Source organism: Pseudomonas typographi (genome assembly GCF_014694385.1).
Lineage (GTDB): Bacteria > Pseudomonadota > Gammaproteobacteria > Pseudomonadales > Pseudomonadaceae > Aquipseudomonas > Aquipseudomonas typographi.
The window spans coordinates 274,009-299,487 of sequence record NZ_JAAOCA010000001.1 but is presented as its reverse complement, the minus strand read 5'-3'; the positions used below and the strand labels follow the sequence as shown (position 1 = coordinate 299,487).

The window sequence follows — 25,479 nt, the reverse complement described above, 5'->3', positions numbered from 1 at the left end:
GTTCGGGGTGGTCTGGGGGCTGGCGGTCGTTGGCATGCTGCAAGAGCTGCGGCCGCGTTCGCCGGCACGGGTACTGTCGGTGGTGATCTACGCGGTAATGGGTTGGATCGTGCTGGTGGCCGTCGGCCCGTTGCTAGAAGCGCTGGGTTGGGCGGGCTTCTTTTGGCTGGCCGGTGGTGGGTTCTTGTACACCGTGGGGATCATCTTTTACGCCTTGGACGAGCGCATGCCCCATGCCCACGGCATCTGGCACGTATTCGTGGTGGCCGGGAGCCTGATGCATTTTGTGGCGATTTTTTTCTACGTGATTTGAACCGCCGGCGCCAAGCCACTGAGGTAGGGATGAGCGCCGGGCTTTACGCCGGCGCAGGCCATTCGGCAAGCGCCATAAAAAGCTGGGGCTAAAAATCCCCCCATAACTGCTGCGCCAGCGCCAGGGCCACCACCGGCGCGGTTTCGGTACGCAGCACCCGCGGGCCCAGGCGCGCGGGCTCAAAGCCGTGGGCTTGGGCCTGGCCAACCTCGGCGCTGGCCAGGCCGCCCTCCGGGCCTACCAGGAACGCCAGCCGGCCTGGGCGCGCATGGCTCGCCAGCGGCTCGGCGACCGGGTGCAGAACCAGCTTAAGGTCGGCCTGCACCTGCCGCAGCCATTGCTCCAACGGCAGCGGTGGGTGAACCACCGGCACGCTGGAGCGGCCGCATTGTTCGCAGGCACTGATCGCTACCTGGCGCCAGTGGGCCAGACGCTTATCGGCGCGCTCATCGTTCAAGCGTACTTCGCAGCGCTCGCTGACGATGGGGGTGATCTCGCGCACGCCCAATTCGGTGGCCTTCTGGATGGCCCAATCCATACGCTCGCCACGGGACAGCCCCTGGCCGAGGTGAATGGCCAACGGTGAATCAGCTTGGCCGGGCAGTTGCTCGGCAAGGTACGCGACAACGCGTTTCTTGCCCACTTCGGCCAGGCTGCCGCGGTACTCGACGCCGCTGCCGTCGAACAGCTGTACGGCATCGCCTTGGGCCAGGCGCAGTACCCGGCCAATGTAATGAGCTTGGGCTTCGGGCAGTTCGATGCTACCGAGGGCAAGCGGGGTGTCGGTAAAAAAACGTGGCAATCTCATACGCTTTCGCTGTTCTGCGCCGGGTTAACCCGGGTCTCGGAAACCAGGATGGAAGCCGGCCTGCACCGCGACGCTCACGTGGTTGCGGGTGGCCAGGTCTATGCCCTCGGTAGCGACCTCAGCCAAAAAGTCGATTTGCTCAGGCGTGATCACATAGGGCGGCAGGAAGTACACCACGCTGCCCAATGGGCGCAACAGCGCACCGCGGGCCAGGCTGTGCTCGAACACCTTCAAGCCACGCCGCTCTTGCCAAGGGTAGGGCGCCTTGGTGGCTTTGTTCTGGACCATCTCGATCGCCAAGGCCATGCCTGTCTGGCGCACTTCGGCGACATGCGGGTGGTCCGCGAGGTGGGCGGTGGCGCTCGCCATGCGCGCCGCCAGGGCCTTGTTGCGCTCGATCACGTCGTCTTGCTCGAAGATGTCCAACGTGGCCAGGGCCGCGGCACAGGCCAGCGGGTTGCCGGTGTAGCTGTGCGAGTGAAGGAACGCCCGTAGGGTGGAGTAATCGTCGTAGAACGCCTGGTACACCTCATCGGTGGTCAGCAGCGCGGCCAGGGGCAGGTAGCCGCCGGTCAATGCCTTGGACAAGCATAAGAAGTCCGGGCGGATGCCCGCCTGTTCGCAGGCGAACATCGTCCCGGTACGGCCAAAGCCCACGGCGATTTCGTCGTGAATCAGGTGCACGCCATAGCGGTCGCAGGCATCGCGGAGCAACTTGAGGTACACCGGGTGATACATGCGCATGCCCCCGGCGCCCTGGATCAGGGGTTCTACGATCACCGCCGCGAGGGTTTCGTGGTGTTCGGCCAGGGTTTGCTCCATGGCCGCGAACATCGTGCGCGAGTGGTCCTCCCAACTCACCCCCTCAGGGCGAAAGTAGCAATCGGGGCTCGGCACCTTGAGGGTGTCGAGCAGCAGCGCTTTGTAGGTTTCGGTAAACAAGGGCACATCGCCCACCGACATCGCGGCGATGGTTTCGCCGTGGTAGCTGTTGGTGAGGGTCACAAAGCGCTTTTTGGCCGGTTGGCCACGGTTGAGCCAGTAGTGGTAGCTCATCTTCAGCGCCACTTCGATGCATGAAGAGCCGTTGTCGGCATAGAACACCCGGTCGAGCCCGGCCGGGGTGAGCTTGACCAGCCGCTCGGAGAGCTCGATCACCGGGGCATGGCTGAACCCGGCCAGGATTACGTGTTCGAGCTGGTCGAGTTGGTCTTTGATGCGTTGGTTGATACGTGGGTTGGCATGGCCGAACACATTAACCCACCAGGAACTGACCGCATCGAGGTAGCGGCGGCCCTCGAAATCTTCCAGCCAAACCCCTTCGCCCCGCTTGATCGGGACCAACGGCAGGCGTTCATGGTCTTTCATCTGGGTACAGGGATGCCACAACACGTTGAGGTCACGCTGCATCCATTGATCATTCAAGCCCATGGGTATCGCTCCTGGCACTGGTCACCACGTGTTCGCTGAAAATGTGGCGCAAGCCTATGCGTCAACAGCGCCCGGGGCAACCACTGTTAATCGTTCTTTAACGGATGGGTTTCAGACTTTTCATCGTATTGGTCGATGTATCAAAGCAAAAATTTCAGCTTTTTTTCGATAGGTAAGCCGGTAGGCTTGCACCCATGCATTTTCAAGGAAGCTTTCGATGCAGCTCAAAAATTCACCGTTGCGCTATGGTGCCGTCAGTATGTTCCTGCACTGGGGCATTGCCCTTACCGTGTTCGGCATGTTCGCCCTGGGTTTGTGGATGGTTGGCCTGGGGTATTACGACCCCTGGCGCAAGGCGGCTCCCGAGCTGCACAAGAGCATCGGCTTGACGCTGTTCTTTTTCATGTTGCTGCGGGTGGTGTGGCGTTTCGTAAGCGCGCCGCCGCGGCCTACCCCCAACCAGGGCCGCCTGACACGGCTGGCCGCGGCGGCGGGGCATGCCTTCCTGTACGCAGACCTGTTCCTGGTGATGATCACCGGTTACCTGATCTCGACCGCCGACGGCGTCGGTATTCGGGTATTTGGCTTGTTCGAAGTGCCTGCGTTGTTCGCGGGCGCCGACGGCCAGGCCGAGGTAGCGGGCACAGTGCACCTGTACTTGGCCTGGGCATTGGTTATTTTTGCGCTTCTGCATGGCCTGGCGGCCCTCAAGCACCATTTTATCGACCGTGACGCCACCCTGGTCAGGATGTTGGGCCGCGACGCCCGCACATAACGCTTTCTCCGATCCAAAACAAAAGGAACATCGCTATGCTGAAGAACACCTTGGCCGCCCTGGCCATCGGTACCGCCCTGTTAGCCGTCGGCCAGGCCACAGCGGCCCCGGTGAACTACAAAATCGACAAGGCAGGCCAACACGCTTTCGTTGACTTCAAGATCAGCCACCTGGGCTACAGCTTTATCACCGGTACCTTCAAGGACTTCGATGGCTCGTTCGTGTGGGATGCCGCAAAGCCTGAAAATGCTTCTATCGAGGTCACCCTACAGACTGCCAGCGTGTTCACCAACCAAGCCGAGCGCGACAAACACATCAGCAGTAAAGACTTCCTCGACGTCGCCACCTACCCCACGGCGACGTTCAAGTCGACCAGCGTCAAGCCCACCGGTAAGAACGCCGATGGCAAGGAGACTGCTGATGTGGCCGGCGACCTCACCCTGCACGGCGTGACCAAGCCAGTAGTGATCAAGGCGACGTTCCTGGGCGAAGGCAAAGACCCGTGGGGCGGCTACCGTGCTGGCTTCGAAGGCACCACCAGTATCAACCGCAAAGACTTCGCACCCAAGTCGATGGACTTGGGCCCGCAGTCCGACACCGTTACGTTCTACTTCACCTTCGAAGGTGTACAGCAGAAGTAATTGGTTAAGGCAGATAAAAAAGCCGCGGCCTGCTTGTGCAGGCCGCGGCTTTTTTATTGCCCCCAGCCGGATGTTTCAAGCGTTCGCACCCTGATTGGGCCGTAAAAAGGCACCGTCAAGAATGCGCAGCCAACGCCTGAGACGCTCCGCTAGTTGTCGCTACGCGTCAGCAATGCGGGCTTTTCAGCCTTTGGCTTGCGCTGCAACTCATCCAGTTGCTCGACCGTTAACGAACTGAGCCGTGACTCTTTGTGGATGATCTTGGGCTTGGGCGCATCTTTGCGCGGCGGCATGGGCGAGTCGCCGCTACGTGGCGCATCGCCGGTCAGTACACGGCGGCTGCCAGCATCTCGGCGCCCCTGGCCGCCGCCATTGCGGCCGCCGCGGCGGTTGTTGCTACCACCGTTAGGGTTGCCGCCACTGCCGCCGCCACCTTCGCGTGGGTTCGCGCCCTGCCGGCGTTGGTCTTGGCCCTGCCCCTGGCCACGGCCGGTAGCTGCGCCGGCGCCAGGGCGGCGGTTGCGGCCGTTGCCTTTCTCGTTCTTGTAGGGGCTAACGTAGTCGGCGCGGTTGCCGAAGTTGTCGACCTCATCGTCACGAAACTCTTCAGGGTCCCGGCCGGCCGGGATTGGCGGCACACCCTGTTGGCTCGGCGCCGCGGCCGCCGACGCGGCTGGCGCTGGCTTTTTCGGGCGTGGCTTGCGGTTGCGCCCCTGGCGTGGCTGCTCGGCTTCACCGGCTGCTTGTTCGGGGGCTTTTTCGCGCGTTTTGTCTTTGCGTGGTTTGTCTTTACGCCCGCCGCTGCCTGCGTTTTGCCCACGCGGTTTGCCCTGGGGCGGGCGCTGTTCGCGCACTTCGGGCTTTTCAGCCTCCACCGTGCTTGGATCGAAGCCCAGGGTATCGCCATCGGCGATTTTCTGGCGGGTCATGCGCTCAATGCTTTTAAGCAGTTTGTCTTCGTCGGGGGCTACCAACGAAATCGCCTCGCCGTTGCGCCCAGCGCGGCCAGTACGGCCAATGCGGTGAACGTAATCTTCTTCGACGTTGGGCAGCTCGAAGTTGACCACATGCGGCAACTGGTCGATGTCCAGGCCGCGGGCAGCGATATCGGTCGCGACCATTACCCGTACAGTACCGGCCTTGAAGTCGGCCAGGGCTTTGGTGCGGGCATTCTGGCTCTTGTTGCCGTGAATCGGCGCAGCGCTCAGGCCATGCTTGTTCAGGTACTCGGCCAAGCGGTTTGCGCCGTGCTTGGTGCGGGTAAACACCAGCACTTGCTCCCACGCGCCGTGGGTGATCAAGTGCGCGAGCAATGCGCGCTTATGCGCCGCCGGCAGGCGATACACCCGCTGCTCGATACGCTCGACCGTGGTGTTCGGCGGCGTGACTTCGATGCGTTCGGGGTTATGCAGCAGTTTGCCGGCAAGGTCGGTGATGTCTTTGGAGAAGGTGGCGGAGAACAACAGGTTCTGGCGTTTCTCCGGCAACCGCGCCAGCACTTTCTTCACATCATGGATAAAGCCCATGTCGAGCATGCGGTCGGCTTCGTCCAGCACCAATATCTCGACATGAGTGAGGTCGACACTGCCTTGCCCAGCGAGGTCGAGCAAGCGCCCGGGGCAGGCGACCAGCACGTCCACACCCTTGGCCAGGGCCTGAACCTGTGGGTTAAGGCCAACCCCGCCAAATACGCAGGCACTGACAAATTTCAGCTCACCGGCGTAGGTCTTGAAGCTGTCGTGCACCTGGGCCGCCAGCTCGCGGGTGGGCGTGAGCACCAGTACCCGCGGTTGGCGCGGGCCATGGCGCTGGGATTTGTCTGGGTGGCCGGCGGGAAACAGGCGTTCGAGGATCGGCAAGGCGAAACCGGCGGTCTTGCCGGTACCCGTTTGGGCCGCCACCATCAGGTCGCGACCTTGCAGCACGGCGGGAATGGCCCGCTGCTGCACCGGGGTGGGCTGCGTATAGCCCGCGGCCTCGATAGCGCGGACTAGAGCCTCGGAAAGACCGAGGGAAGCAAAGGACATGGGCAATCCTGTTCATAGGGGGGCTAGTGCCCGGAGAAAAATCTTGCCTGGCGCGATGGGCGTGATGACGCTGTCGCGTCCGGTACTGCTGGATCTGCCGGTTCACACCTGCATGGGCGGCTGCGCGAGCGCGAGCGGGGGGCAAGTGTGCCTAAGTGCGAGGTCGAGCGTCCGGGCGTAAGCCTGGCGGGAAGGCCGAGTATAACAGAGCCCCGGCCCTGGGTAGCGATTGTACTCAGTTATCGCGTAAAAAACAGGCCCCGTTCAGCGCGGTGCGTCAGTAAAGCGCCGCACCAGCATGGGGTAGTGACGGCTGGCACGGTAGCGTTGCAACTCGGTATCAAAGCGAACCATCAGTTTATCCAGCCCGGCGCCGCGCCGCAGCGCCAGGTATTGGGGGTGGCGGGCAACCACCCACGGCAGTTCGCGGACCTGCCCTTGCAGGCCAAGCTCCTTCACCGCGAAGCGGCCGGCCCGGCGGTCGGTAATGAGCAAGTCGATGCGCCCGAGCACGAGTTTGCCAAGGTTCGCCTGCAACGTGGGCGCCGGCTCACGGCGAAACTGGGGGGCATCGTCGAATGCCGGCCCGTATTGGAAACCTGCCTGGGTGCCAACGCTAAGGCCGCGCAGGTCAGTGAGGCGCTGTACCGAATGCCGGCGGGCGTTCGCCTGGAAAAGCACAAACTCCACCTCAGACAATGGATGATCAGGGTAAATCAGCAGCGGCGCCCGATCACGTGTTTGGAAAATATCCAGCACACCATCGGCCTGGCCCTGCTCGACCATCATCAGGCAACGCCGCCACGGCAAGAACTCCCAGCGCACCTCAACGCCTAGCCGGCGAAAGACCTCATTGGCTATTTCATAATCCAGGCCCGTGGGCTGGCCGCCTTTGACGAATACATAGGGTGCCCACGGCTCGGTGACCACGCGCAAGGGCGCAGCTTGGGCCATGAGGCCCCAGCACAACAGCAGGTTGGCGAACAGCAGGCGGGTGATAACGGGCATGGCCGCACAATACGTGGTTATGCGGCGCAGTAAAAGCCGCCGCACTAACTAATGCCGGGTCCCGCTGGTCCAAGAGTGCCCTGCTGTGCCTTACGGCCATGGCTTGGCGGTCGTCCAGTCATGGCCCTGCAGCGTGGTTGAACACCCTGCCCTGGGGGGGGCTTGCGGCATATGGCCCGGCCTGCGCTGTGAACCGCGCAGGCCGGGGGTGGATCAGTCGTTCAGGGCGGCGGCCAGGGTTTTTACGCGGGCCAGGTCACCCTTGGCGACCTTGGTAACACCGGTGCCGTACTCGGGGTCGGCTTTGTACAAGAACGACAGCATGATGTGCTTGCTCTCGTCGTCGGCGACCGCCAGTGATTCACCGAAGCTCTGGACCAAGTCTTTGCGCTCCTTGGTGGTGTAGCTGCGGTATAGGTCACCGGCTTGTTTGAAGTTCTGCTCGCGGCTGATGCGTGCCTGTTGCGTGGTGCCGCTGATCGGCGTTTCACTGTAGCGGGCGCTGGCTTGTTGCGGGCGCGGCTCGAGCCGGCTTGGCTCGTAATTCACGCCGGAGCGGGTCTGCCCGCTGTTCATGGCGCCATCTTGGTTACCGTTGTTCACCGCTACATGGGGGCGGTTCACCGGCAGGCTCAGGCCATTGGTGCCAACCCGGTGCAACTGCGTATCGGCATAGGAGAAAAGCCGCCCCTGCAACAGCCGGTCTTCAGAGGGTTCGATGCCGGGAACGAGGTTCGACGGGGCCATGGCGACCTGTTCGGTTTCCTGGAAAAAATTGTCGACGTTTTTGTTCAGCACCATCTGGCCAATTTTACGTTCCGGCACGTTTGGCCAGATTTTGGTGGCATCCAATGGGTCGAATTCAAACTTGGCCAACGCCTCGGGCTTGAGCACCTGGATGTACAGATCCCACTTTGGGTAGGCCCCTTGCTCGATTGCCTGAACCAAATCATTGGTCATGTGGCTGTAGTCTTTGGCCTGTACCTGCATAACTTGGGCCGGGTCGAGGTTCTTGATGCCCTGCAGGCTCTTCCAGTGAAACTTCACGTAGTGAACCTCACCTTTGGCATTGATGAGTTTATAGGCGTGCACCCCGTTGCCATCCATGAAACGGTAGCCCGCCGGGGTGCCTTCGTTGGAGTAAAGCAAGGTAAGGGTGCGCGTGGCTTCAGGTACGTGCGAGAAAAAATCGAAACGGCGCGCGTCGTTATCCAAGTTGTTGCGGGGGTCTGGCTTGAACGCATGGACCATGTCGGGAAACTTGATAGCATCGCGAATGAAGAACGTTGGGAAGTTGTTGCCGACCAAGTCCCAGTTGCCATCGGCGGTGTAGAACTTCGTGGCGAAGCCGCGCGGGTCGCGTAGGGTTTCAGGGGAGTGGTTACCGTGTACCACCGAAGAGAACCGCACGAATACCGGCGTATGTTCGCCGTTTTTGAACACCTGCGCTTTGGTCAACTCGCTGATGTCTTGGGTGGCGACGAACTCGCCTTTGGCGCCGGTACCGCGGGCATGCACCACGCGCTCTGGGATGCGCTCCCGGTCAAAACGCTGAAGTTTTTGGATCAACTGGACGTCTTGCAGCAAGGTCGGCCCATTCGGGCCCGCGGTCTGGCTGTTCTGGTTGTCTCCAACCGCTGCGCCGTTGTCTCGGGTCAGGGGCTCGGCAAAGGCAGGTGGCATGGCCAGCACGGCAACCCCCAAGGCACGGGCTGCCAAACTATAGGTGTTCATGGTTATCCCTCACAGGTGGTTTATGGTGTGCGCCGGCCATGCTATGGGGGAATGCGAAGAACGTTTAATTTAAAAGAGCTATCGCCTCGATTAAAATAACTTCCCGTGACTAAACGGTACTCACTTTAGGGATATTCTTAGGCGTTGAGTGTATTGGGCAAGGGCTTTGCGCCATAAAGCCAACATATTATGTAATAAAAAAGCCGGACACCGTCCGGCTTATACACGCTGGTGGTTTGAAACTTATTGGGCAAGTTTCAGATTGTTCCAGATCGCCAAGCTGGGTTCGGCCTGGTTCAGCGTATAGAAGTGCAGCCCCGGGGCGCCCCCGGCGAGCAGGGTTTCACACAGTTCGGTGATCACCTGTTCGCCGAAGCCCTGGATGCTTTTAACGTCATCGCCATAGGCCTCCAGTTGCTTGCGGATCCAACGTGGGAGCTCCGCACCACAGGCGTCGGAGAAGCGTGCCAGCTTGCTGTAATTGGTAATGGGCATGATGCCGGGCACGATGGGGATGTTTACCCCTAGCTTTTGCACGCGCTCTACGAAGTAGAAGTAACTGTCGGCATTGAAAAAGTACTGGGTGATCGCGCTGTTCGCGCCGGCGTTGGCCTTGAGCGCAAAGTTGGCAAGGTCGTGCTCGAAATTGCGCGCCTGCGGATGCATTTCAGGATACGCGGCCACCTCCAAATGGAAGTGGTCGCCGGTTTCCTGGCGAATGAACTCGACCAGGTCGCTGGCATGGCGTAACTCACCCACCGCCATGCCCATGCCTGAAGGCAAGTCGCCGCGCAATGCGACGATGCGCTTGATGCCGGCAGCCTTGTACTGGGCGAGCAGCGAGCGTAGCTGTGCCTGGCTGTCGCCTACACACGACAGGTGTGGCGCGGCCGGCACGCTGGTTTCGCGCTCCAGTTGCAGCACGGTGCCCAGGGTGCGGTCACGGGTAGAACCCCCGGCGCCGTAGGTGCACGAGAAAAACTCGGGTTTGTAGGTTGCCAGTTGGCGCGCCACGTTCATGAGTTTTTCGTGCCCGGCATCGGTCTTGGTGGGGAAGAACTCGAAGCTGAAACTTTGCTTGGACGACATAAAAGGCAGCTCTTCGAAGAAGTGCTGCAAGCCTTAAGCGGCAAGCGGCAAGCCCGTCGCGGGTAACCCGCGCTGAACGTGCCGCTTGCCGCGTGCCGCTTGCAACTCAGTAGCGATAAGTGTCGGGTTTGAACGGGCCTTCGACCGTCACGCCGATGTATTCGGCCTGTTTGGTCGTGAGTTGGGTCACTACACCGCCAAAGCCCTTGACCATTTCCAGGGCGACTTCTTCATCGAGCTTCTTGGGCAGCACCTCGACCGTGAGGCGGGCGGTTTTTTCGGCTGCCGGTAGGCTGGCGAATTTCTGCCCAAACAGGTGGATCTGCGCCAGCACCTGGTTGGCGAACGAGCCGTCCATGATTCGGCTCGGGTGGCCGGTGGCATTGCCCAAATTCACCAACCGGCCTTCGGCCAACAGGATCAGGTAGTCGTCGTTCTGGGCGTCGAAGCTGCCGGCACCGGTGCGATGGACCTTGTGCACCTGTGGCTTGACCTCTTCCCAGGCCCACTGCTTGCGCATGAAGGCGGTGTCGATTTCGTTGTCGAAGTGGCCGATGTTACAGACCACGGCGCGCTTCTTCAGCGCCTTGAGCATGTTGGCATCACACACATTGACGTTGCCGGTGGTGGTCACGATCAAGTCGATTTTGCCCAGTAGCGCCGCGTCGACACTGGCTTCGGTGCCGTCGTTCACGCCGTTGATGTACGGCGAAACCACTTCGAAGCCGTCCATGCAGGCCTGCATCGCGCAGATCGGGTCGACCTCTGCGACTTTGACGATCATGCCTTCCTGGCGCAGCGACTGCGAGGAGCCCTTGCCCACGTCACCATAGCCGATCACCAGTGCCTGTTTGCCCGAGAGCAAGTGGTCGGTGCCACGCTTGATGGCGTCGTTGAGGCTGTGGCGGCAGCCATACTTGTTGTCGTTCTTGCTTTTGGTGACCGAATCGTTGACGTTGATGGCCGGCACTTTCAGGGTGCCCTTGGCCAGCATGTCGAGCAGGCGATGCACGCCAGTGGTGGTTTCCTCGGTGATGCCGTGGATCTTGTCGAGCATTGCCGGGTATTTATTGTGCAAGATTTCGGTGAGGTCGCCGCCGTCGTCCAGAATCATGTTGGCGGCCCACGGCTGCCCATCCTTGAGGATGGTTTGTTCGATGCACCATTCGTACTCGGCCTCGGTTTCGCCCTTCCAGGCGAACACCGGGATGCCCGCGGCGGCGATGGCAGCGGCGGCTTGGTCCTGTGTGGAGAAAATATTGCACGACGACCAGCGCACTTCGGCACCCAGGGCAATCAGGGTTTCGATCAGCACGGCAGTCTGGATGGTCATGTGGATGCAGCCGAGGATTTTTGCACCCTGTAGGGGTTGCTCGCCGGCATACTTGCGGCGCAAGCCCATCAGAGCGGGCATTTCCGATTCGGCGATGATGATTTCGCGGCGGCCCCAGGCGGCCAGGGAAATGTCGGCGACCTTGAAGTCGGAAAAACCAGCAGGCGTCAGTACAGCACTCATTGAAGAGTCTCCATTCGTGAGGTGCGAATGGGCGCCGTTGTGCGTATGGCCCACAGGCATGGGCCGGTGCACGCCCCATCCGAGCCTGACAGGTATGACCTGCTGCAGCGCCCCTCGGACAGGTGGCGGGACACCCGCGGAAGAAGCGGGTGTGGAGCAAATAAACCACGGGATTATAGGCAAGCGTGGCGCAAGTGTCGATTGCTCACAGCGCCTATTGCGACTATTGGTTAAGCGCCATGGAGTCGGCTGCCAGCCTCTGCGATGATGATGTTCTCGCCAACCGACCGTAGGAGCCCGGCATGAATTTCCATACTCGCAAATGGGTGAAACCTGAAGACCTCAACCCCAACGGCACCTTGTTCGGCGGCAGCCTGCTGCGTTGGATCGACGAAGAAGCGGCCATCTACGCCATCGTCCAACTGGGCAACCAGCGCGTGGTGACCAAGTACATCTCGGAGATCAATTTCGTCAGCGCCTCGCGCCAGGGTGACATCATCGAACTGGGCATCACCGCCACCGAGTTCGGCCGCACGTCGATTACCCTGACCTGCGAGGTGCGCAACAAAATTACCCGCAAGAGCATCCTGACCGTCGACAAGTTGGTATTCGTCAACCTAGGGGAAGATGGCTTGCCGGCGCCCCATGGCCGCACCCAGATACGCTACATCAAGGACCAATTCGGCACCGAAGACCAAGCCTGACGCTTGGCCGGCCGTGCCGCTGCACCCTGGGCCGGGCGGTTAGAAGACCAGCTTGAACAGTAGGATCACCACCACCAAGCCGATCAGGAAGATAATGCCAACGGTACCACCAAGAAACTTCAGCATAGTCATGCTCCAGTAGGGTTCGTTCGGTAGACCGCCGGGGGTGGCGATACGTTTCTTCCCGTGTGCTTAGCCTGCCGGCAGCGTCACTGCCTTTACCACTTTGCCCACGGTCAGGCCCTGAAGCAAAATAGAAGACAACACCACGATGTAGGTAATGCTCAACAGTAAGTCACGCTCCTCTCCGTTGGGCAGTGCCAGTGCCAGCGCCACCGATACGCCCCCACGCAGGCCGCCCCAGGTCAGCACCCGGATGGTGCCTTGGGGGATACTGCGCCAGCGCCGCGCTAGCGCGATGGCGGGGGCCACAGTGACGAACCGCGCCAAAAGAATGGCCACGGCGAGCATGGCGGCCGCCGCCAGGTGCGTCCAAGAAAACGGCAACAGCAGCAGTTCCATGCCGATCAAGGCGAACAGCGCGGCATTCAGCATGTCGTCGAGCAACTCCCAAAAACCATCCATGTAGCGGCGCGTCATGTCAGCCATCGCCAACTGGCGGCCCAGGTTGCCAATGATCAAGCCGGCCACCACCATGGCGATCGGTGCCGATACGTGCAGTTCATAGGCCATGGCGGAGCCGCCGATAACCAGTGCCAGAGTAAGCATTACCTCGACCTGATACTGCTCCACGCTTTTGATCATGCGGTATACCCCGTAGCCGATCAGCCCGCCGAACAGCGCGCCGCCAACCGCCTCGCGGACGAAGAGCATGGCGGTTTGCGCCGCCGAGGGCGCCTCGCCCAACTGCGCGATGCCCAATAGCACGGTGAACACCACCACGGCGGTGCCGTCGTTGAACAGGCTTTCGCCGACGATGGTCATTTTCAGCGGCTTGGACACATTGGCGGTACGCAGCGCGCCCAGCACGGCGATCGGGTCGGTGGGCGAAATGAGCGCGCCGAACAACAAGCAATAGAGGAAACTCACGTGCCAGCCGAACATGGCGAAAATGTAATACGCCAAGCTGCCGATCACGGCGGTGGCGATCACTACGCCGAAGGTTGCCAACAGGCCGATTGGCCAGCGGTAGCTCTTGAGGTCTGCCAGGTTCACGTGCAATGCGCCGGCAAACAGCAGGAACGAGAGCATCCAGTTCATCAGCAGGTCATTGAAATCGATCTGGCTGATCAAGTCATGCACACGGCCTTCCAGGCCTGGGAAACCCATCAGGCTCAAGCCCTGCAACATCAACGAGAACAACAGCGCTGTGACCATTACGCCGATGGTGGGCGGCAGGCCGATGAACCGAAAGTTCACGTAGGTCAGCAAGGTGGTGAGGCAGATGAAGGTGGCTACGATTTCCAGCATGCGACGTCCCGTTCAATAATTTGAAACAAGCGCCCGATAACGGCGCGCCATAAGTGGGATGGCATTGGCCGGCCCTGAGGCACATGGACCCCGCACGGGGCGAGGGGTTGCACGCGCCGGGGCACATACGGGCCTGTTCGCGTGCCAATGGGCGTGATTAAGGCCACAATAGCCAGCCGTAACGGTGTGAGGTAAGGCAGTGAGCGTTGTGAAACCCTTGGATGGGCAAGCCGTCGGTTGGATGGTAGTGCTGTGCGCGATCTGGGCACTGCAGCAGGTTGCGATCAAGGTGGCCGCCGAACAGGTGGCGCCTGTGATGCAGATCGGTTTGCGCTCGGGTGGGGCGGCGGTGTTGGTGGGCTTGTTGCTGTACCTCAAGCGTGAGGGCCTGCCGCTGCGCGATGGGATATGGCGCTTGGGGTTGGCGGTGGGGGGGCTGTTCGCCCTGGAGTTCATGCTGGTGGGTGAGGGGCTGCGCTATACCAGCGCCTCGCATATGGTGATTTTCCTGTACACCGCGCCTATTTTCGCGGCGATCGGGCTGCACTGGGTGCTGCCGGCCGAGCGGCTCAAGCCGCTGCAATGGCTGGGCATCGGGGTGGCATTCGCTGGCGTGGTGGCGGCGTTCGCCGCGCGCGCCATGGCCGGTGTGGGCGAGGCGCCAGGGGCTATGCTGTACGGCGACGCATTGGGCCTGTTGGGCGCAGTTGCCTGGGGGGCGACCACGGTAACCATGCGCTGTACGCGGCTGGTGCAGCTAAAGCCAGGGCAAGTTCTGTTCTATCAACTGGCTGCGGCTTTCGTACTGCTGGTGGGCGCGGCGGCCTTCACCGGGCAACTGGCATTCGAGCCGGTGGCCAGCACCTGGCTGAACCTGGCCTTCCAAACGTTGGTGGTCGGCTTCGCCAGCTTTTTGGCCTGGTTCTGGCTGCTGGGGCGTTACCTCGCTTCACGGCTGGGGGTGTTATCGTTTCTTACGCCCCTGCTGGGTATCCTGATGGGCGTGCTCTTACTCGATGAACAGGTCGAGCCGGGTTTTTTACTGGGCGCGGTATTGGTGATGCTCGGCATCTTGTTGGTCAGTGGCAGTGATGTGTTCGCGGCCGCCGTGGCGCGGCGGGCTGCGGCCAGGGAGCGAAACAGCGTATTGTGAAGGCCCTTGCGCTTATGGAGTTTGGTCGATGACCGTCGCCTATGGATGCGTGCTGGTAGCGATCCTTTTGCCGTACCTATGTACCGTTACTGCCAAGGTGGCCAGCGGGCGCTACAATCGCCGGGCCAACCATGACCCGCGTGGGTTCCTCGATAGCCTTGAGGGCTTGCCGCGCCGCGCGCATGCCGCGCAGTTGAACAGCTTCGAGATACTGCCCGGTTTCGCCGCCGCGGTGATCATCGGGCACCTGGCCGGCGGCGCTGCACAAGGCACGCTCGATGCGCTGGCCGTGGCCTTCATCATCAGCCGCCTGGTTTACATTGCCTGCTACCTCGGCGACTGGGCGCGTTTGCGTTCACTGGTGTGGTTTGTGGGCCTGTGCCTGGTGGTGAGTGTGTTCTTCGTGGCCGCATAACTGCTGGGCTTGCCTCGGCGCTTACCGGTCTAGGTCGTCCACGGCTTGCTGCAGCGCTTTGCGCGCCCGTGCCAACTGCTCCCTGCCCTGGTCGACCCGCTCAGGGTCGCCTTTTTTCATGGCATTGCTCAGGTCTGCCTGGCGTTGGCTGACTTCACGTTTGGCGCTGAGCACCGTGGTTTTCCGCGCTTTGTGCAAGGTCCTGTCAACGCAACCGGGTTGTTTTTGGTGTGGCTGCTCGGCGCAACCTTTAGCTGGTTCGGGGGCATTGGCGAGCGCTAGCACGGCGCTACCCATGCTGGCGATCAGCAGTAAAACCGGGGTGCATCTCATGAAGGCTCCGCAGGCTCTGAAGGCAAAGGCCCTATTGGACCGAATCGTAAAAAAATGCCGAGGTCCAGCGATGGCGTAACGATTTCAAGTTGCGGCGCCGGGCCGTTAGCCGGGCGAAGGGTTCGCCGGATCAGCGATTGAGTTCGGCTTTGGCATTGGCAAGCTCGCGCTCGGCGTTTTTGAGTTTACCCTGGCGTTTGGGAATGTCTTCGGGGTCTTTTTCGGCGGCCAGTTCTTGCTGTCGCGCGTTGAGTTTTTTCTCGGCGGCCCGCACCTTGGCTTCTCGTTCTGCCCGTAGGCCGGCGTCGGTGCAGTGCTCGGTGTTCTCTTTCAGTGCCTTTTCCAGCCCACGTTGTTGAGCCCCATGGTGCTGCGCCTTGGCGTCGGCCAGTTGGTTGAGCAGGCTCTGGCGCTTGGCTGCACAGCCAGTGGCCGGTTCGGCCGCGGCGGCTACCGCAGGTGTGGCCAGGCACAGGCCTGCCAACCACCACGCATAACAGCGTTTCATGGACAACACCTCGGGATGTAGGAAAAGGGTTGCTATTGGATTAGATATTAGGAGGACTTTCCAATAGTGAAAACTCCGAAAAGCCCTTTTTTGAGAGGTAATTGGCAAGCATTTGCGTGTCCGGGTGTTTGAAAAAGGCCTCCAATGCGCTGCCTCGTACTGGGCCGATTCCACTTTGCGCTGCCCAATCGCTTGCCGAACGGGCGGCCAACGCGTGCCAGTCGTTCGGCAGGCTGGCGCCACCGGTGGGGGGCAACCCCATGGCCCGCAGCCAGCGGTGCAGCCCGGCTTGCCGAGCGTTGGCGAACTGCGCGGCGAGCTTCGCCGCGGTCACCTCACCGAACCCCGGCATGGCCGGGAGGGTGGTGCTGTCCAAGTCGAGCCAGGCGAACAAGTGCGGCAGTGCGTTGGCCGCCAATAGGCGCCGCCATGTGGCCGGGCCCACACCGCGTAGGTCGAGTTGTGCGGGTTTGGCCAACCATTGCAGGCGGGCGAGCAATTGTGCCTCGCAACCGGCCGCTGCACGCCGGCAGCTCAACGCCCCAAGTTGGGCGGTGGGCGCTTCGACGCGCTGGCGCAGCGGCGAGCGCCAGGCCACGCTATGCACCTGGGGAATCGTTTGGCCGGCCAGTTCGACGGCGACATGATCGCCAGGCTGCACGTTCAGTGCCTGCCAGCGCGCGAGCGTGCCCAGGCTTACCCGGCGTACCGTGCGATCATCCAGGCGTACCGGTTCAAGCTCCAGCACGGGCGTGACCCGGCCGGTACGGCCGGTTTCGAAGGTCACGCCGCGCACGGTGGCCAGTGCCTGCTGGGGTGGGTATTTCCAGGCCGCTATCCAATAGGGCGGCTGTGCTTTCCATTGGTCGGCCGCAGGCCGTAGGCTGTCGCGCAGAATCACCCCATCGGTGACGAAGGGCAATGGCGCTCGGTACCAGCGCTCTCGCCATAGGCTAGCATGGGCGGCGTCGGTGACCGGCTGGCTGTACGCTTGCGGCAGCGTGAAACCCAGCGCGGCCAATTCGCTGAGGCGCCCAGGTAGGGTTGCCGGGCCCTCGGGCCAGTCCCATGGAAAAAAATCGACCTGGGCCAGCGCCGGTGGCGGTTGCTGCCGTGCCATCCACCCGGCGACCAGGCTGCGGGCGTTCAGGCCACCCTCGGTCGCCTGAACGTGCCCGGCCATGCGCAGGAACAGCTCGCCCTGCAACAGCAAGGAACGAGGCTCGGCCAGGCGCGCGGGCAGGCCGCCGACCTGGCGGGCGTTGGTGGTCCAGTCTTGGCCAGCATGACCGTCGCCGCGGCTGATGACCTTGGCCAGCCGGCCTTGTTGGTAGATGACCGTGACCGCCACACCATCGACCTTCGGTTGAACCCATACACCCTCACGCCCGGCGAGCCAGGCACGCACCGCCTCGACATCCTTGAGTTTATGCACGCCGGTGTGGGCCACCGGGTGGCGTAGCGGGCCGCTGGCGGTGGCCAACGGCGCTTGGGGCGCCAAGGGTACACCCGGAAAGCAGCTGCGCCAGGCAGTGAACCTTGATAGGGTTTGGTCGTAGAGCTCATCGGCGATATCGGCCATGCCGTCGCGGTGGTAGCGGGTTTGCCATTGCCGCAATTGCATGTCCAGCGCGTGCAATTGCTCCCGTGCCTGTTCAGGGTTCCAGGGTGGGCAAGCCGGGGCTGGCCCGGCGAAGGCCCAGCACAGCAGTATGAGGCCAATGGAATAAGCCCGGGCCATGTTCGAGCATCCTTGCTCAACGGGAGGAAACCAAAGCCTAGAACGCAAAAAACCTTCCTGGGAGGAAGGTTTTTTACCATATGTTGCCGTATTGGACTTCGTGCTGCCTCTGCTTGGGCTACCATGCGCGCCTTCAACCGTGTAGTGAAGGCGCTGTCGTTGCCCAGCGCCGAGGCGTTATAGCCCGGCCGCAGCCCGCAGTGCCTCAGCGCGGTCGGTTTTCTCCCAGGTAAATGCGGTAAACGTGTCGTCGCCCACGGTCAACTCGTAAGGGTTACGCCCAAAGTGGCCATAAGCCGCGGTGGCCCGGTACATGGGGTGCAACAAATCGAGCATGCGGGTAATCGCATACGGGCGCAGGTCGAAATGCTCGCGCACCAGTTGGATGATCTTGTCGTCGGGCAACTTGCCGGTGCCGAAGGTGTTCACCGAAATGGAGGTGGGTTGGGCCACGCCAATGGCGTAACTCACCTGGATTTCACAGCGGTCGGCCAGGCCGGCGGCGACGATGTTCTTGGCCACGTAGCGGCCGGCGTAGGCGGCCGAGCGGTCGACCTTGGAGGGGTCTTTGCCGGAGAATGCGCCGCCGCCGTGGCGGGCCATGCCGCCGTAGCTGTCGACGATGATCTTGCGCCCGGTCAGGCCGCAGTCGCCCACCGGGCCGCCAATGATGAACTGCCCGGTAGGGTTGATGTGGAATTGGGTGTCTTTGTGCAGCAGTTCGGCCGGCAGGCTGTGCTTGACGATCAGCTCCATCACCGCTTCGCGCAGGTCGCCGTATTTCACTTCCGGGTTGTGCTGGGTAGACAACACCACCGCGTCGATGCCCACCACCTTGCCGCCTTCATAGCGGCAGGTGACCTGCGATTTGGCGTCTGGGCGCAACCATGGCAGCAGGCCGGATTTGCGCGCGTCCGCCTGGCGCTCGACCAGCGCATGGGAGAAGCGGATCGGGGCGGGCATCAGCACGTCGGTTTCGTTGCTGGCGTAACCGAACATCAGGCCCTGGTCACCGGCGCCTTGGTCTTCAGGTTTGGCGCGGTCTACGCCCTGGTTGATGTCGGGGGACTGCTTGCCGATGATGTTCATCACGCCGCAGGTAGCACCGTCAAAGCCGACCTCGGAGCTGGTATAGCCGATGTCGCAGATCACGTCGCGAACGATCTGCTCCAGGTCAACCCAGGCGCTGGTGGTGACTTCGCCCGCGACAATGGCCACACCGGTCTTGACCAGGGTTTCGACCGCGACGCGGGCGTGCTTGTCCTGGCTGATGATGGCGTCGAGCACCGCATCGGAAATCTGGTCGGCGATTTTGTCCGGGTGCCCTTCGGACACGGACTCGGAGGTGAAAATGGAGTATTCGCTCATCTGAAGGGGTTCCTGATGTTACCGATGGTGAGTGTCGCCAGCCGGCCGCTGAAAATGGCGGACCTGGATCTGGAAACCGTTACGTAAGCCTACGTAGAGGCTCTCCCCGGGCACGAGGCCCGCAGCGGTGGCCCAGCGGGCCAGGTCTTCCTGGTCAAACCCCAACCAGAGATCTCCGCAGGCCTCCCTGGCCCAATCCTGGTTGTGGCTACATAAATCGGTCACCAGCAGGCTGCCGCCGGGTTGCACGCGGCCTGCCAAGCGCAGCAGGGCGCGCCGCGGGTCGCTGAAATGGTGCAGCACCATGTTCAGCACCACGCAGTCCGCGGCCAGCGGCAGCTCGCCCAGTGCATCGGCCAATTGCAGTTCGACATTGGCCAGCCCGTGGGTGCGGCATTGGGCGCGGGCCATTTCAAGCATGGCCGCATCGTTGTCCAGTGCCGTGACCCGTTCGAAGCGTTGCGCCAGGTCTGGCAAAAAACCACCGTCGCCGGGGCCAACCTCCAGCGCGGTGGCACCGGGGCCGAACGTGCGCTCGTCGAGCAGGGCCAACAGGCTGTCGCGGTATTGCGGCAAGCCGGCGATCAATGCCTGCTGGGCACGGAATTTGTCTTCCATGCGCGAGTAGAAATCCTTGCGTGTGGCGGCGCGCTGGCCCTCGACCACGGCAATACGCCCCTGGGCCTCGGCTGGCAGGGCCAGGGCGTCGACTTCTTCGAGCAACGCCCGGTGCAGGCGCCCCCCTAGCTGGCTGCGCTCGGGCAGTGTACGCCGGTAGAAGATTGCGTTGCCTTCGCGGCGCGTGGCCACCAAGCCCGCTTGGGCCAGCACCTTCAAATGGTGGCTCATGCCCGATTGGCCTATGTCGAATATCTGCGCCAGCTCCAGCACGCCGAACGACGCGTGGGCCAGGGCCCTGAGCACGTTCAGGCGCAACGGGTCGCCACCGGCCTTGGCCAGGGCCGACAGCTCGTCGAAGGGTTCGTGGCGGATCGAAGGAATGCGTAAGCTCATAGGGCAGGCAGTCTAGAGTCCACTGAGGGCCTTCGCAAGGGCTATATCAATAAGTTTTGATATAGCCTTGTTCGCTGCGCGGGCATTGCCCGCTTAAGCGTATACAGAGCGTTAGGGGTATGGTCGCTGAAACGATACACTGACCCCACGGGGTCATCTCCGATTGCCCCCAACCGGGCCTGTGAGGGAAAATGCCGGCCTTTGCCGTTTCATCTATTTAGTGGAGACAAACGATGCCCAGCCGTCGTGAGCGTGCCAACGCCATCCGTGCACTGAGCATGGATGCCGTTCAGAAAGCCAATAGCGGGCACCCTGGCGCCCCCATGGGGATGGCGGATATCGCCGAAGTCCTGTGGAATGACTTTCTCAAGCACAACCCGGCCAACCCCGCGTTCGTTGACCGTGATCGCTTCGTCATGTCCAACGGGCATGGCTCGATGCTGGTCTACTCCCTGCTGCACCTGACCGGTTACGACCTTTCCATCGACGACCTGAAGAACTTCCGCCAGTTGCACAGCCGCACCCCCGGCCACCCGGAATACGGCTATACGCCAGGTGTTGAAACCACCACCGGCCCGCTTGGGCAGGGCATCGCCAATGCCGTGGGCTTCGCCATTGCCGAGAAAGTGCTGGCAGCACAATTCAACCGCCCCGGGCATGCCATCATCAACCACTACACCTACGCGTTCCTCGGTGACGGCTGCATGATGGAAGGCATCTCCCACGAGGTGTGCTCGTTGGCGGGTACCCTCGGCCTGGGCAAGCTGATCGCTTTCTATGACGATAACGGCATTTCCATCGACGGCGAGGTCGAAGGCTGGTTCCGGGACGATACCCCCAAGCGTTTCGAAGCCTATGGTTGGCAAGTGATCCGTAACGTCGATGGCCACGACGCCGACGAAATCAAGATTGCCATCGAAACCGCGCGTAAAAGCGAGCAGCCAACACTGATTTGCTGCAAGACCGTGATCGGCTTCGGCTCGCCGAACAAGCAGGGCAAGGAAGAGTGCCATGGCGCCCCGCTGGGTGCCGATGAAATCGCCCTGACCCGCGAAAAACTCGGTTGGAAGTACGGCCCGTTCGAGATCCCTCAAGCCCTCTACGACGAGTGGAACGGCCGCGAGAAGGGTGCTGCCGCCGAGGCCGAGTGGGACCAACGTTTCGCGGCCTATTCGGCCGCGCACCCGCAACTGGCCAACGAATTGATCCGCCGCATGAGCGGTGAGCTGCCGGCGGACTTCAGCGAAAAAGCCGCCGCCTTTATCGCCGAAGTCGCCGCCAAGGGCGAAACCATCGCCAGCCGTAAAGCCAGCCAGAACACGCTCAATGCCTTTGGCCCGCTGTTGCCTGAATTGCTCGGCGGCTCGGCCGACCTCGCCGGCTCCAACCTGACCTTGTGGAAGGGCTGCAAAAGCGTGAGCGCCGAGGATGCCGCCGGCAACTACCTGCACTACGGCGTGCGTGAGTTCGGCATGAGCGCGATCATGAATGGTATCGCCCTGCACGGCGGCTTCGTGCCTTACGGCGCGACCTTCCTGATTTTCATGGAGTATGCGCGCAACGCGGTGCGCATGTCGGCGCTGATGAAAAAGCGCGTGCTGTACGTGTACACCCACGACTCCATTGGCTTGGGCGAAGACGGCCCCACCCACCAGCCCATCGAACAGTTGGCCAGCCTGCGGGGCACGCCGAACCTGGATACATGGCGCCCGGCCGATGCGGTCGAGTCGGCGATCGCCTGGAAATACGCCATCGAGCGCGACGACGGCCCCTCGGCCTTGATCTTCTCTCGGCAAAACCTCACCCACCAGGCCCGTAGCGCCGAACAACTGGCGGATGTGGCCAAGGGCGCTTACGTGCTCAAGGACTGCGCCGGTGAGCCGGAGCTGATTCTGATCGCCACCGGTTCCGAGGTAGGGCTGGCCGTGCAGGCGTTCGACGCGCTCAGCGCCCAGGGCCGCCAGGTGCGCGTGGTGTCGATGCCCAGCACCAGTGTGTTCGACCGCCAGGATGCGGCGTATAAACAGGCCGTGCTGCCCCTGGAGGTGAGCGCACGTATCGCCATCGAAGCCGCCCATGCGGACTTCTGGTACAAGTACGTGGGCCTGGAAGGCCGCATCATTGGTATGACCACGTTCGGCGAGTCGGGGCCGGCCGACCAGCTATTCGAAGCGTTCGGTTTCACACTGGGCAACCTGCTGGCCACCGCGAACGAGTTGTTGGAAGACTAATGCGCCCCCCTCGGCGGCTCGAAGCCGCCGAGGGGGCCGATTCTTTTGCCGAGTTCGCTCAATGCCCCCTACGCGCCCTTTCAAAGTTGCCCTCAATGGTTATGGCCGCATCGGCCGCTGCGTACTGCGTGCGCTCTACGAGCGTGGCGAACGGGACGGTATAGAGGTCGTTGCGCTCAACGACCTGGCCGACCTGCCAAGCCTTGAATACCTCACCCGTTTCGACTCCACCCATGGCCGCTTTCCCGGCGCGGTGAGCATCGACGGCGATGCGCTGCGCGTCCACGGCGACCGCTTGCGCGTGCTGCGCAGCGCCGAACCCGAAGGCATCGACTGGGCGGCCTTGGGGCTGGACCTCGTGCTGGAGTGCTCCGGCGCTTGGCACACCCGTGCCGACGGTGAGCGCTTTCTGGCTGCCGGCGTGCCACGGGTGTTGTTCTCCCAGCCGATGGCCAGCGAGGCGGATGTAGACGCCACAGTGGTCTACGGCATTAACCAGCACAGCCTTACCGGTGCCGAGCGGCTGTTGTCTAATGCATCATGCACCACCAACTGCGCGGTGCCGCTGTTACGCCTGCTCGACCGGGCGTTGGGCCTGGAATATGCGTCCATTACCACGATTCACTCGGCGATGAACGACCAACCTGTGATCGACGCCTACCACCACGAGGACCTTCGCCGCACACGCTCGGCATTCCAATCGGTGATCCCGGTGTCGACAGGGCTGGCCCGCGGTATTGAGCGCCTGCTTCCGGAACTTGCTGGGCGAATACAGGCCAAAGCGGTACGCGTACCGACGGTCAACGTGTCTTGCCTGGACATTACCCTGCAGGTAAGGCGTGACACCGATGCGCGCGAGGTCAACCAGGTGTTGCGAGAGGCCGCCGCCCAGGGCTCGCTCAAGGGGTTGCTGGCCTATACTGAGTTACCGCACGCCAGTTGCGACTTCAACCACGACCCGCATTCGGCCATCGTCGATGCCAGCCAAACCCGCGTTTCCGGCCCCCGGCTGGTGAACTTGCTGGCTTGGTTCGACAACGAATGGGGTTTTGCCAATCGCATGCTCGATGTCGCGGCGCATTGGCTGAGCATCGTCAAACCCAACTCAAAGAATGCCTAAGGACTGACACATGACTGTGTTGAAGATGACTGACCTGGACCTTTCGGGTAAGCGCGTACTGATCCGCGAAGACCTCAACGTTCCGATAAAGGACGGCAAGGTGGCCAGCGACGCGCGCATTCTTGCGGCGCTGCCGACCATCAAGCTGGCGTTGGAAAAAGGTGCCGCAGTCATGGTGTGCTCGCACTTGGGCCGCCCCACCGAGGGCGAGTTCAGTGCCGAAAACAGCCTCAAACCGGTGGCTGAATACCTGGCCAAGGCCCTGGGCCGTGACGTACCGCTGGTGGCCGATTACCTGGGCGGTGTCGAGGTAGCGCCGGGCAACGTGGTGCTGTTCGAAAACGTGCGCTTCAACAAGGGCGAGAAAAAAAATGCCGATGAGCTGGCGCAACAGTATGCCGCCCTGTGCGATGTGTTCGTGATGGACGCTTTCGGCACTGCACACCGTGCCGAAGGTTCCACCCACGGTGTGGCCAAGTTCGCCAAGGTGGCGGCCGCTGGCCCCTTGCTAGCGGCCGAGCTCGATGCGCTGGGCAAGGCATTGAAGGCCCCAGCCAAACCGATGGCGGCCATCGTGGCAGGGTCCAAAGTGTCGACCAAGCTCGATGTGCTCAACAGTTTGAGTGGTGTCTGCGACCAGTTGATCGTCGGCGGTGGCATCGCCAACACGTTCCTGGCGGCCGCCGGGCACAAGGTGGGCAAGTCGTTGTATGAGCCAGACCTGCTCGGCACGGCCAGGGAAATCGCCGCCAAGGTCAAGGTGCCGCTGCCGGTAGACGTGGTGGTGGCCAAGGAATTTGCGCAAGACGCGGCCGCTACCGTCAAGGGTATCGATGAGGTGGCCGAAGACGACATGATCCTCGACATCGGCCCGCAAACCGCGGCGCAGTTCGCCGAGCTGCTCAAGGCGTGCAAAACCATCCTGTGGAACGGCCCGGTTGGGGTATTCGAATTCGACCAGTTCGGTGGCGGTACCCAAACCTTGGCCAAAGCGATCGCCGAAAGCCCGGCTTTCTCCATCGCCGGTGGCGGCGACACCTTGGCCGCCATCGATAAATACGGCGTTGGTGGGCAGATCTCCTACATCTCTACCGGCGGTGGCGCGTTCCTCGAATTCGTCGAAGGCAAGGTGCTGCCAGCGGTGGCAATCCTGGAGCAGCGGGCCGAGGCCTGATCGCCATGAACAAGCGCTTTGCATCGTTCGCCCTGGCCGGGTTGCTGGCCGGCTGTTCGAGCACGCCGGCTGAAGTACCGCCGCAACCCACGCCTGACCAGTCGCCGAGCAAGGGTGGCTGTTACCAAGCGGGTTGGCAGGCCGAAACGGCACCGGTGATCAATAAACGCCAGGGCCAAGAAGCCCTGGAACGTTACGACCCGGAAAATCAAGCACCTGGCAGTGGTTGCCCTTAGCAACCCCTGGCCTTGGCTGTGGTCTGCATGGTCAACGTTACTCACGTTTCGTGAAAGGAGCTCACTATGAAAGTAACCGTGGCGGTAATGGCCGGGTGCCTAGCCTTGTCAGGATGTTCGTTGTTTGGCGGTGATCGGGAAAAAACCTGTGAAGTGTTCAGCCCGGCGTCGGTTGATACGCCCAGCAGCCAGGACACCCAGCGGGTGCAAACCGCTGCAACCGGCGACCCGACCGGAGGCGGCAACAAAATGCAGAATTGTGAGTCGCAGTAACTTAACCGAAACGGCTGGCAGGCGGGTTTCGGCCCCTTCTGGGAACAAAGCGCTGGAATAGGAGACACCATGAAGGGTGTTGCTGGCCTGTTGTGTTGTGCGTTATTGGTTGGCTGTGCAGGGTTTGGCTCAAAAGCCGCCAGTGCGCCGCCCTCGATCACTTGGGTATGTGATAGCCAGGCGACATTCGATTGGTTTTACACCTCGGCGGCCCATGACCGGGTGTCGCTGCGCCTGGGTGGTAGCCAACAGGTTTACGACCTGGTGGCGGAGCCCAGCGCCGGGCAGGGCACGTTATTCAGCGATGGCGTATTGGCATTCAATATTCGCGGTGAAGAGGGGTTGGTGTACTGGGTCGCGACCAACGACCTTATCGGTCGGGGTTGCAAAGCGCCATGAGGTAATGGCTGGCATAAGCCGGCCGACGAATTGAAAG

Annotated in this window: 25 protein-coding genes, 1 pseudogene and 1 riboswitch; of the genes and pseudogenes, 12 read left to right on the top strand and 14 right to left on the bottom strand. The window is 62.0% G+C overall.

The window, feature by feature from the left end; translation table 11 throughout:
* On the top strand, window positions 1-313 hold a 313-nt coding region (trhA, locus tag HAQ05_RS01285), incomplete at its 5' end, for a PAQR family membrane homeostasis protein TrhA (protein WP_190416765.1).
* Window positions 314-401: 88 nt separating this feature from the next.
* Here the strand turns inward: trhA and HAQ05_RS01280 are convergent.
* Window positions 402-1,121 (bottom strand): 16S rRNA (uracil(1498)-N(3))-methyltransferase, encoded by a 720-nt coding sequence (locus HAQ05_RS01280; protein ID WP_190416764.1) that lies wholly within the window; start codon window positions 1,119-1,121, stop codon window positions 402-404.
* A gap of 24 nt (window positions 1,122-1,145) precedes the next feature.
* Window positions 1,146-2,552 carry an adenosylmethionine--8-amino-7-oxononanoate transaminase gene (locus HAQ05_RS01275; RefSeq protein WP_190416763.1) on the bottom strand — a complete coding sequence of 469 codons (1,407 nt, stop codon included), beginning with the start codon at window positions 2,550-2,552 and terminating at the stop codon, window positions 1,146-1,148.
* Window positions 2,553-2,769: 217 nt separating this feature from the next.
* Between HAQ05_RS01275 and HAQ05_RS01270 the strand changes: the two genes are divergently transcribed.
* The gene (locus HAQ05_RS01270; RefSeq protein ID WP_190416762.1) at window positions 2,770-3,327 is read left to right on the top strand and encodes a cytochrome b; all 558 of its coding nucleotides are present in this window, start codon (window positions 2,770-2,772) and stop codon (window positions 3,325-3,327) included.
* A gap of 35 nt (window positions 3,328-3,362) precedes the next feature.
* A complete protein-coding gene (locus tag HAQ05_RS01265; RefSeq protein ID WP_190416761.1) occupies window positions 3,363-3,968 on the top strand; it encodes a YceI family protein in 606 nt (201 codons plus the stop codon).
* A 149-nt stretch (window positions 3,969-4,117) separates the two neighbouring features.
* Here the strand turns inward: HAQ05_RS01265 and HAQ05_RS01260 are convergent, their stop codons facing one another.
* The 5 genes from HAQ05_RS01260 to ahcY form a co-directional block, all read right to left on the bottom strand.
* Window positions 4,118-5,995: an RNA helicase RhlE2 gene (locus HAQ05_RS01260; protein ID WP_190416760.1), complete on the bottom strand. Its 1,878-nt coding sequence runs from the start codon at window positions 5,993-5,995 to the stop codon at window positions 4,118-4,120.
* Window positions 5,996-6,259: 264 nt separating this feature from the next.
* Window positions 6,260-7,003: a substrate-binding periplasmic protein gene (locus HAQ05_RS01255; RefSeq protein ID WP_190416759.1), complete on the bottom strand. Its 744-nt coding sequence runs from the start codon at window positions 7,001-7,003 to the stop codon at window positions 6,260-6,262.
* A gap of 213 nt (window positions 7,004-7,216) precedes the next feature.
* Window positions 7,217-8,686, bottom strand: coding sequence for a catalase KatB (gene katB / locus HAQ05_RS01250; RefSeq protein ID WP_420825733.1), 1,470 nt, complete (start codon window positions 8,684-8,686; stop codon window positions 7,217-7,219).
* A gap of 294 nt (window positions 8,687-8,980) precedes the next feature.
* Window positions 8,981-9,826 (bottom strand): methylenetetrahydrofolate reductase [NAD(P)H], encoded by an 846-nt coding sequence (gene metF / locus HAQ05_RS01245; RefSeq protein WP_190416757.1) that lies wholly within the window; start codon window positions 9,824-9,826, stop codon window positions 8,981-8,983.
* 106 nt (window positions 9,827-9,932) lie between these two features.
* The gene (gene ahcY / locus HAQ05_RS01240) at window positions 9,933-11,342 is read right to left on the bottom strand and encodes an adenosylhomocysteinase (RefSeq protein ID WP_190416756.1); all 1,410 of its coding nucleotides are present in this window, start codon (window positions 11,340-11,342) and stop codon (window positions 9,933-9,935) included.
* A 22-nt stretch (window positions 11,343-11,364) separates the two neighbouring features.
* Window positions 11,365-11,464: riboswitch (S-adenosyl-L-homocysteine riboswitch) on the bottom strand.
* A gap of 180 nt (window positions 11,465-11,644) precedes the next feature.
* Between ahcY and HAQ05_RS01235 the strand changes: the two genes are divergently transcribed.
* Complete coding sequence (locus HAQ05_RS01235; RefSeq protein ID WP_190416755.1) at window positions 11,645-12,046, top strand: acyl-CoA thioesterase; 402 nt, start codon at window positions 11,645-11,647, stop codon at window positions 12,044-12,046.
* 39 nt (window positions 12,047-12,085) lie between these two features.
* Here HAQ05_RS01235 and HAQ05_RS29670 read toward each other — a convergent pair whose 3' ends face one another.
* Both HAQ05_RS29670 and HAQ05_RS01230 read right to left on the bottom strand, forming a co-directional pair.
* Window positions 12,086-12,178 carry a small membrane protein YohP gene (locus tag HAQ05_RS29670; protein ID WP_476705385.1) on the bottom strand — a complete coding sequence of 31 codons (93 nt, stop codon included), beginning with the start codon at window positions 12,176-12,178 and terminating at the stop codon, window positions 12,086-12,088.
* Window positions 12,179-12,238: 60 nt separating this feature from the next.
* Window positions 12,239-13,477, bottom strand: coding sequence for a cation:proton antiporter (locus HAQ05_RS01230; protein ID WP_190416754.1), 1,239 nt, complete (start codon window positions 13,475-13,477; stop codon window positions 12,239-12,241).
* 199 nt (window positions 13,478-13,676) lie between these two features.
* On the opposite strand from HAQ05_RS01230, the gene HAQ05_RS01225 reads away from it, so the two are divergent.
* Both HAQ05_RS01225 and HAQ05_RS01220 read left to right on the top strand, forming a co-directional pair.
* Window positions 13,677-14,630, top strand: coding sequence for an EamA family transporter (locus HAQ05_RS01225; protein WP_190416753.1), 954 nt, complete (start codon window positions 13,677-13,679; stop codon window positions 14,628-14,630).
* Window positions 14,631-14,658: 28 nt separating this feature from the next.
* Complete coding sequence (locus tag HAQ05_RS01220; RefSeq protein ID WP_190416752.1) at window positions 14,659-15,045, top strand: MAPEG family protein; 387 nt, start codon at window positions 14,659-14,661, stop codon at window positions 15,043-15,045.
* Between the two features lie 21 nt (window positions 15,046-15,066).
* On the opposite strand, the gene HAQ05_RS01215 is transcribed toward HAQ05_RS01220, so the two are convergent.
* The 5 genes from HAQ05_RS01215 to HAQ05_RS01195 form a co-directional block, all read right to left on the bottom strand.
* On the bottom strand, window positions 15,067-15,378 hold the full coding sequence (locus tag HAQ05_RS01215; protein WP_190416751.1) for a DUF1090 family protein: 312 nt from the start codon (window positions 15,376-15,378) through the stop codon (window positions 15,067-15,069).
* Window positions 15,379-15,508: 130 nt separating this feature from the next.
* The gene (locus tag HAQ05_RS01210; protein WP_190416750.1) at window positions 15,509-15,886 is read right to left on the bottom strand and encodes a DUF1090 domain-containing protein; all 378 of its coding nucleotides are present in this window, start codon (window positions 15,884-15,886) and stop codon (window positions 15,509-15,511) included.
* 40 nt (window positions 15,887-15,926) lie between these two features.
* Complete coding sequence (ligB, locus tag HAQ05_RS01205; protein WP_190416749.1) at window positions 15,927-17,627, bottom strand: NAD-dependent DNA ligase LigB; 1,701 nt, start codon at window positions 17,625-17,627, stop codon at window positions 15,927-15,929.
* Between the two features lie 177 nt (window positions 17,628-17,804).
* Entirely contained in the window at window positions 17,805-18,995 is a 1,191-nt protein-coding gene (gene metK, locus HAQ05_RS01200; RefSeq protein WP_190416748.1) for a methionine adenosyltransferase, read from the bottom strand.
* A gap of 18 nt (window positions 18,996-19,013) precedes the next feature.
* Window positions 19,014-20,009, bottom strand: a complete 996-nt coding sequence (locus HAQ05_RS01195; protein ID WP_190416747.1) for an ArsR/SmtB family transcription factor — start codon at window positions 20,007-20,009, stop codon at window positions 19,014-19,016.
* Window positions 20,010-20,242: 233 nt separating this feature from the next.
* Between HAQ05_RS01195 and tkt the strand changes: the two genes are divergently transcribed.
* The 6 genes and pseudogenes from tkt (at window position 20,243) to HAQ05_RS01165 (ending at window position 25,442) form a co-directional block, all read left to right on the top strand.
* Window positions 20,243-22,240 (top strand): transketolase, encoded by a 1,998-nt coding sequence (gene tkt, locus HAQ05_RS01190; protein ID WP_190416746.1) that lies wholly within the window; start codon window positions 20,243-20,245, stop codon window positions 22,238-22,240.
* 61 nt (window positions 22,241-22,301) lie between these two features.
* Window positions 22,302-23,367 (top strand): annotated as a pseudogene (gene epd / locus HAQ05_RS01185) (erythrose-4-phosphate dehydrogenase).
* A 3-nt stretch (window positions 23,368-23,370) separates the two neighbouring features.
* Window positions 23,371-24,534, top strand: coding sequence for a phosphoglycerate kinase (locus HAQ05_RS01180; protein WP_190416744.1), 1,164 nt, complete (start codon window positions 23,371-23,373; stop codon window positions 24,532-24,534).
* Between the two features lie 5 nt (window positions 24,535-24,539).
* Window positions 24,540-24,770 carry an outer membrane protein assembly factor BamD gene (locus HAQ05_RS01175; protein ID WP_190416743.1) on the top strand — a complete coding sequence of 77 codons (231 nt, stop codon included), beginning with the start codon at window positions 24,540-24,542 and terminating at the stop codon, window positions 24,768-24,770.
* A 66-nt stretch (window positions 24,771-24,836) separates the two neighbouring features.
* Window positions 24,837-25,043 carry a hypothetical protein gene (locus HAQ05_RS01170; RefSeq protein ID WP_190416742.1) on the top strand — a complete coding sequence of 69 codons (207 nt, stop codon included), beginning with the start codon at window positions 24,837-24,839 and terminating at the stop codon, window positions 25,041-25,043.
* A 69-nt stretch (window positions 25,044-25,112) separates the two neighbouring features.
* Window positions 25,113-25,442, top strand: coding sequence for an MliC family protein (locus tag HAQ05_RS01165; RefSeq protein ID WP_190416741.1), 330 nt, complete (start codon window positions 25,113-25,115; stop codon window positions 25,440-25,442).
* Window positions 25,443-25,479: the final 37 nt, after the last annotated feature.